Source organism: Parabacteroides sp. merdae-related_45_40 (assembly GCF_001915675.1).
In genome coordinates this window covers 47,636-55,210 of sequence record NZ_MNQY01000118.1, presented here as the reverse complement: position 1 = coordinate 55,210, position 7,575 = coordinate 47,636, and the positions used below count along the sequence as shown (strand labels likewise).

Annotated in this window: 2 protein-coding genes and 1 pseudogene; 2 read left to right on the top strand and 1 reads right to left on the bottom strand. The window is 46.0% G+C overall.

The genetic code is table 11. The features are described from left to right. Positions 1-449: 449 nt before the first annotated feature. Positions 450-1,840, bottom strand: a pseudogene (locus BHV83_RS15775) (arylsulfatase). 148 nt (positions 1,841-1,988) lie between these two features. Between BHV83_RS15775 and BHV83_RS15770 the strand changes: the two are divergent. Together BHV83_RS15770 and mutS are read left to right on the top strand one after the other, a co-directional pair. Next, the gene (locus tag BHV83_RS15770) at positions 1,989-4,775 is read left to right on the top strand and encodes a DUF8487 domain-containing protein (RefSeq protein WP_122205678.1); all 2,787 of its coding nucleotides are present in this window, start codon (positions 1,989-1,991) and stop codon (positions 4,773-4,775) included. 179 nt (positions 4,776-4,954) lie between these two features. Continuing rightward, entirely contained in the window at positions 4,955-7,567 is a 2,613-nt protein-coding gene (gene mutS, locus BHV83_RS15765) for a DNA mismatch repair protein MutS (RefSeq protein ID WP_502687968.1), read from the top strand. The last annotated feature ends 8 nt before the right edge of the window (positions 7,568-7,575 follow it).

Here is a 7,575-nt window from a genome sequence, read left to right as displayed (position 1 = left end):
CCCCTTTTACACCCGGATGTACCGGCTCCCTACACCCGGATGTAAAGGATGGCAACATGGGGGTGTTTACGGAATTATCAGCTTGTTTCTGCTAAAAAAAGAGAGGGCTTTTGTGGAATGAAGAACCGTATTTTGCCAATTTAATACCTATTATATTCGTTTTTACATTTGTTTATTCGATTATTTTATATGCTTTTTCAAAAGTAACAGAAAGCAATATGTTGGTTTCCAATCATATGATAAAATGTCCTGTTTTAGGAGTGATAGAGGCAGTGATACAGGAAAACATCCTGTATCACTGCTATAACACTTGAATATCAATATCTGAAACTTTTGTAGTGATAGAGTGATAGAAGATTTGCAGAAAACTTCGTATGTAGATCACAACCTTGGAAAATTTTGATGCGGTTGTCTTGGATTTTGACATCCTTTTCTATAAATTTTCCCTATTATTTCGCCTTTTCCTCTTTCAATAGCGGCCAGTTCGGGTCCGGTCTGTGTTCACGGACCATGATATCTTTCAGTTCTGCTACTTTTTCAGGATACTGGTCCAATATATTGTGCCGTTCCGACGGGTCGGACGCCAAGTTATACAGTTCATAATAGGGCTTGTCGCCGCGGATATTCATGTGGACCAATTTCCACGGTCCTTTGCGTACGGCTTGGCGACCGTTCAGTTCCTGGAATTCGAAATACAGGAATTCATGTTCCTTCTGTCCTTTCCGGTTTTCCAGGAGGGGAAGCATGCTGACGCCGTCCATTTCCTTCTGTTTGGCTTTCGGATGGATGATTTCTTCGAAGGTCGGTAATACATCCCAGAAAGAGCACATAAAGTCGGTTTCCGTATTCGGTTGGACATGTCCGGGCCAGGAAATGATCATCGGGACACGGATACCGCCTTCGTACAGATCCCGTTTATATCCGCGATAAATACCGTTGCTGTTGAAGAAATCGGGATCGGCGCCCCCTTCCATATGAGGGCCGTTATCGCTCGCAAAGATGATGATGGTGTTATCATATAAACCTTTGTCTTTTAACTTTTGGATGATCTGCCCGACATAGACGTCCAGACGGTAGACCATAGCGGCGAAAGTTGCATGTGGATGGAACTGCGAACAGTAACCTCCCTTGCGGAAAGCCGGGCTGCCCGGTTCGGTTCCTTTGTAAGGCTTTTCCGGGTACATACCGCGAAATTTCTGTATGATGCTGTCTTCCGGAACGATCAGCTCCGCATGCGGAATGATGGTCGGATACCACATGAAGAACGGTTCGTCCGGATTCATATTCCGTACTGTACATTCAGGTTGTTGTCTTCGAGTTCCACTCGTTTGTCGTTGTCCCAGAGGTGGTCGGGGTAATAACTGTGTGCCAGCAATTGGCAATTGTATCCGTAGAAAGTATCGCAACCTTGATTTTTAGGATCGCCGGTTGAACCGATATAGCCCAGTCCCCATTTGCCGAAAGCGGATGTCTTATATCCTGCATCTTTCATTACTTCGAAGATGGTGCGGGCATCGTCGGGAAGCGGAAACTGCCCTTCCGGATCGAGTTCGAGGTTGCCACGTACAGGGGTATGTCCGCTGTGCGTGCCTGTCAGCAGACAAGAGCGGGAAGGGGCACTGACAGTTGTCCCCGAATAACACTGCGTAAAGCGCATTCCGCTTTGTGCCAGCTTATCGATGTTGGGCGTCTCGAACTTTTCTTGTCCGTAACAACTTAGATCGCCATAACCCAAATCGTCTGCAAGGATAAAAACGACATTCGGTTTCTTATTCTTCTCCGCATGAATGAAAGGAACAGCTAACAGAAGGCCGGTCGAAATTAGAATTGCCTGTTTCATGTTTTTTCGGTATATATGTATGTTTTTACTATTTACAAATGTATGGTTTTTTAGAAATTAATGTTTGACAAATCGAAAATAAATAGAAAATAAATCAATAATTTTGCAAAGGTAAAGTCTAAATTAGGTATAAACGGATCTTTATGTTATGATAAATTTTAAAATTGTTGCCGTAATTGTAGTATTGTTTTTTTTACAAGTCGAAAAGACGACTGCCCAACAAGAGATAGATCTTGCAGGAAGTTGGGGATTTGAAACAGATGTCATGGATTTTCGCCGTTCCGGCGTGGAGATACGTGGTGATGGGGAGTTGCATGATACAATTACTTTGCCCGGTATTACGGATCAATATCATATAGGGAATCGTACGACTTACAAATATTATGACCGCTTGACGCGTAAGTATGAATATATGGCACCGGCTTGGTATCGTAAGCATGTACAAATCCCTGAATCGTGGGATGGTAAACGCATACATCTCTATTTGGAACGCGCTCATTGGTTGACTGCCATTTATAGTGGAAGGAAGGAGGTGAACAGAAATGATTATATCAGTGTGCCCCATATACATGATCTTACCGGCTATCTGAAGCCTGGACAGGAAAATATTATAGATTTGATGATCGACAATCGTTATCAGTATAACACGCATAAATGGGATCATGCTCATACCGAATTTACACAGATTAATTGGAACGGTGTGATTGGGGATATGAAACTTGTTGCTTTAGATCCTGTTTATATGGATGATCTGCAGCTCTATCCCGATGTGAAACGACAGCAGGTGACGGTTTGTCTCAGTCTTGTGAATACGACCGGAAAGCCTTTTACGGGTAAAGCCCTGCTGGAAGTGACCGGACATGGGTTGGAGGTGAAGAAGGAGATGGAAGTTGCTTCGACCGATTCAATCATCAATTTGGAAACAACATTGGTATTGGGCAAGAAGATGAAGTTGTGGGATGAATTTTCGCCCGATCTGTATCAATTGCAGTGTTCCTTGCTGTCCTCCGGAAGTGAAGAAGTGAAACAACGGAAACAGCTCTCTTTTGGTATGAGGGAGGTCAGTGCTGTAGGAGATGATATTTTGCTCAATGGACATCGTTTGCATTTGCGTGGTACGGTAAACAATGCCGAGTTTCCGCTTACAGGCCATGTTCCTATGGATGATGCTTCATGGGAACATATTTTCAACATACTCAAATCGTATGGAATGAACCATATGCGTTTCCATTCATGGTGTCCGCCTGCCGCCTGTTTCCGTATGGCCGACAAGATGGGGGTCTATTTGGAAGTGGAAATGCCGATGTGGGGAGCCGATGCCAAACCCGGAGATGAGGCACGTAATGATTTCTTCCGCCGCGAACTCAGAGCTATACTCAAAGAATATGGGAATCATCCCTCTTTCTTATTATATTGTAACGGGAATGAGCTGGAGGGGGACTTTGATTTTTTGAACGAACTGACCGAATACGGACGTAGCCATGATAACCGCCGTCTATTCAGTGGATCTACTGCCCGCAAACATGTTAAGGCGGAACAGTTTTATGTCTCCCATCGTTCCGATAAAGGAGGTGTGACCATCTACGAAGGTCGTCCGATGACTGACTGGGATATCAATGCCGGACATGGTACCGGACAGCCTATCATCAGCCATGAAACGGGGCAGCGTTGTGTATATCCTGATTTTAGAGAGATTCCAGCTTATACAGGTCCTGTGGAGGCACGTAACCTGGAACGTTATCGTGATTCACTGGCTGCTCACGGAATGGAGCATCTTGCCGCGGATTTCTTCCGGGTGTCGGGACAACAGACCCGGATTGAATATAAAGATGTGATCGAGGGGCAGTTGCGCAGTTCACTTTCATCAGGATTTCAGTTGTTGAGCTTGATTGACTTCCCTGGACAAGGTTATGCTCCGGTAGGGATTCTCAATGCCTTTTGGAAGAGTAAGGGAATCATTACACCGGAAAAGTTTCGGGAATTTTGTGCTCCCAGTGTAGCTTTGCTACGTTTTCAGAAGCGTGCTTTTTTCAATGATGAAATCTTTAGTGGCAAAGCCGAGTTGTACAATTATTCTCCTTCCCGTTTCCGCCGTCCTGATGTCCGCTGGCACGTGACGGACAGTCGTGGAACTACGCTTTATAGTGGCCGGATCAGCTGTAAGGAAGTTTCCAATTATGGCGTTTATCCTCTCGGTGAGTTTGAGTTTCCGTTGAACCGGATTACAAGTAACGAAAAACTGACCGTACATCTTTGTGTGGACAAGAAGATTGCCAACAGTTGGGATATATGGGTTTATCCTCGGAGACAAGTCAAAGAAGTTTTGAAGTCTGACGATCAGGTGCTCTTTACGACCTCCTATACGGCAGAAGCCCGGCGTTATCTGCAAGCTGGCAAAAGCGTGGTTCTGTTGCCTCGTCCGGAGGCTGTGAAAGGAAGGAAGTCAAATTTCCATAATCATTTTTGGAATCCGATCATGTTCAAGTGGCAACCTCTTACGTTGGGGTGTCTGATTCATAAGGAACAGCCTATGTTTGCCGATTTCGTAACGGATGAGTTTGTGGACTGGCAATGGTGGGATATTTTGTGCAATGCGAAAGTGATCGAAATGAATACAGCTCCCAATGCCCTGTTTCCTTTCATCCAAAGCATTGATACTTATCAGCACAACCATAAACTCGGAATCGGATTCGAAGCCAAGTTGCATGGGGGCAAGTTGCTTGTACTGGCGATAGATACGGAAAATAAGATCGACCAACGTCCTGCTTCTCTTCAATTGTTGCAAAGCATCAGCAACTATGTCCGGAGTGAGGCGTTCCGTCCGGTGGTGGATATTGATGAAACGTTTGTCGCTTCTTTCCTTACTCCGCAGCTTGACAATGAAATAAAAGAGGCTGTGCAGGATGAATTTCTTAATTCTTTCCAGAACAAGTGATAATCTGTCGGTTTTCGGCTTGCCTGTTTCTGTTAATGATGGCAAGGTGTCCGGGATTTTAGGCAGTTTTCAATACCGGAAACGTGGGGCTGAGTTTTTAAAGATGAAAAATCGTACCTTTGTACAGTCGAACAGATAAAAAGAAAAGAACAGTGGCAAAGATAGTGGAAACACCTTTAATGAAGCAGTATTTCGATATAAAGGCAAAACATCCTGATGCAATCCTGCTATTCCGTGTAGGCGACTTTTACGAAATGTATGGCGAAGACGCTGTGACCGGAGCCGAAATACTGGGTATCGTACAGACGAAAAAAGCGAACGGACCAGGGCAAACGATCGAGATGGCCGGTTTCCCTCACCATGCATTGGACAGCTATCTGCCCAAACTGGTGCGTGCCGGTAAGCGCGTAGCTATCTGCGACCAGCTGGAAGATCCGAAACTCACAAAGAAATTAGTGAAACGCGGTATCACCGAATTGGTAACTCCGGGTGTTTCTATCAATGACAATATACTCAACCATAAGGAAAACAACTTCCTTGCTGCCATTCATTTCGGTAAGGATGTCTGTGGAATTGCATTTCTCGATATCTCTACCGGCGAGTTCCTGACAGCCGAAGGAACCGTTGATTATGTGGATAAACTGCTGAATAATTTTTCACCGAAAGAAGTATTGGTCGAACGGGGTAGCCGTAAACGTTTTGAAGAGGCTTTCGGTCCTCGGTTCTTTATTTTTGAACTGGATGACTGGGTGTTTACTTCGGAAGCTGCCAACGACCGGCTTCTGAAACATTTCGAAACGAAGAACCTGAAAGGTTTCGGTGTCCAGCATTTGAAATTGGGAGTCGTAGCTTCGGGGGCCATCCTGTATTATCTGGATCAGACGCAACACACCCATATTTCGCATATCACCTCTCTTTCCCGTATCGAAGAAGACCGCTATGTACGCCTCGATAAGTTTACGGTGCGCAGCTTGGAGCTGGTCAGCACGATGAACGAGGAGGGGACGAGTTTGCTGGATGTGCTGGACAAGACCGTTTCCCCGATGGGGTCGCGTATGTTGCGCCGTTGGATCTTGTTCCCCTTGAAGGATGTGAAACCGATCCATGAGCGTCAGGACGTAGTGGAATATTTCTTCCGCCATCCCGAAGTGAAGGAGCTGCTGGAAGAGAAACTGGAACAGATCGGCGACTTGGAACGTATTATTTCCAAAGTGGCGGTCGGTCGCGTCTCTCCCCGCGAAGTGGTACAGTTGAAAGTCGCTCTTCGTGCCATCGAGCCGATCAAGGAGGCTTGTACGGCAAGCGATGAGCCGAGCCTTTGCCGTATCGGCGAACAGTTGAATGCCTGTGCCCTGATCCGTGACCGGATAGAAAAAGAGATCAACAACGATCCGCCTTCCTTGCTGAACCGGGGCGGCGTGATTGCGACAGGCGTGAACGCCGAGCTTGACGAGTTGCGTGCAATCGCTTATTCGGGTAAAGATTATCTCTTGAAGGTACAACAGCGGGAAATAGAACAGACGGGTATATCGAGCCTTAAAATCGGTTTCAACAATGTTTTCGGGTATTATATCGAAGTGCGTAACGCCTATAAAGACAAAGTTCCTGCCGGATGGATACGCAAACAGACTTTGGTGAATGCCGAACGTTATATTACTGAAGAACTGAAAGAATACGAAGAGAAGATATTGGGAGCGGAAGAGAAGATACTTTCGTTGGAAGCCCGTCTCTTTAACGAACTGGTGCTTTGTCTTTCCGAATATATTCCGCCTATCCAGATGAATGCGAACCTGATCGGTCGTCTGGACTGTCTGCTCTCATTTGCCAAGGTGGCTGAAAGCAACCGTTATATCCGTCCGGATGTGAATGATTCGCAGGTGATCGATATTAAGGCTGGCCGCCATCCGGTGATTGAAAAACAATTGCCTATCGGTGAACCTTATATTGCCAATGATGTCTATCTGGACGATGAAAAGCAGCAGATTATCATTATCACCGGACCGAACATGGCCGGTAAGTCCGCTTTGCTTCGCCAGACGGCTCTGATTACGCTGATGGCGCAGATCGGTTGTTTCGTCCCAGCCGAATGCGCTCGTATCGGGATTGTGGATAAGATATTTACACGTGTGGGAGCTTCGGATAACATTTCGGTCGGAGAATCCACTTTCATGGTGGAGATGAACGAGGCTTCGGATATCCTCAACAACATGTCTTCCCGCAGTCTTGTCCTGTTTGACGAATTGGGACGCGGGACAAGCACATACGACGGTATTTCTATTGCCTGGGCGATTGTCGAATATATCCACGAACATCCCAATGCCCGTGCGAAGACATTGTTTGCTACGCATTATCATGAGTTGAACGAGATGGAGGCTTCTTTCAAGCGTATCAAGAACTACAATGTTTCGGTGAAGGAGGTCAATAACAAAGTGATCTTCTTGCGCAAACTGGTTCCCGGAGGCAGTGAACACAGTTTCGGTATCCATGTGGCCAAGATGGCGGGTATGCCGAAAAGCATCGTAAAGCGTTCCAACGAAATCCTGAAACAGTTGGAAACGGAAAACCGTCAGGAGGGGATTGCCACGGAAAAACGCAAAGGCAGTATCAAAAGCAAGCCTGTAAAAGGGATCGCTTCATCGGCAGACGGCTATCAGCTCAGCTTCTTCCAATTGGATGATCCGGTACTCAGTCAGGTGCGGGATGAGATCAAGAATCTGGATGTAAACAACCTGACGCCGCTGGAAACCCTGAATAAGCTGAGCGAGATACGAAGGATTATTACTGGGAAATAAAAACGACT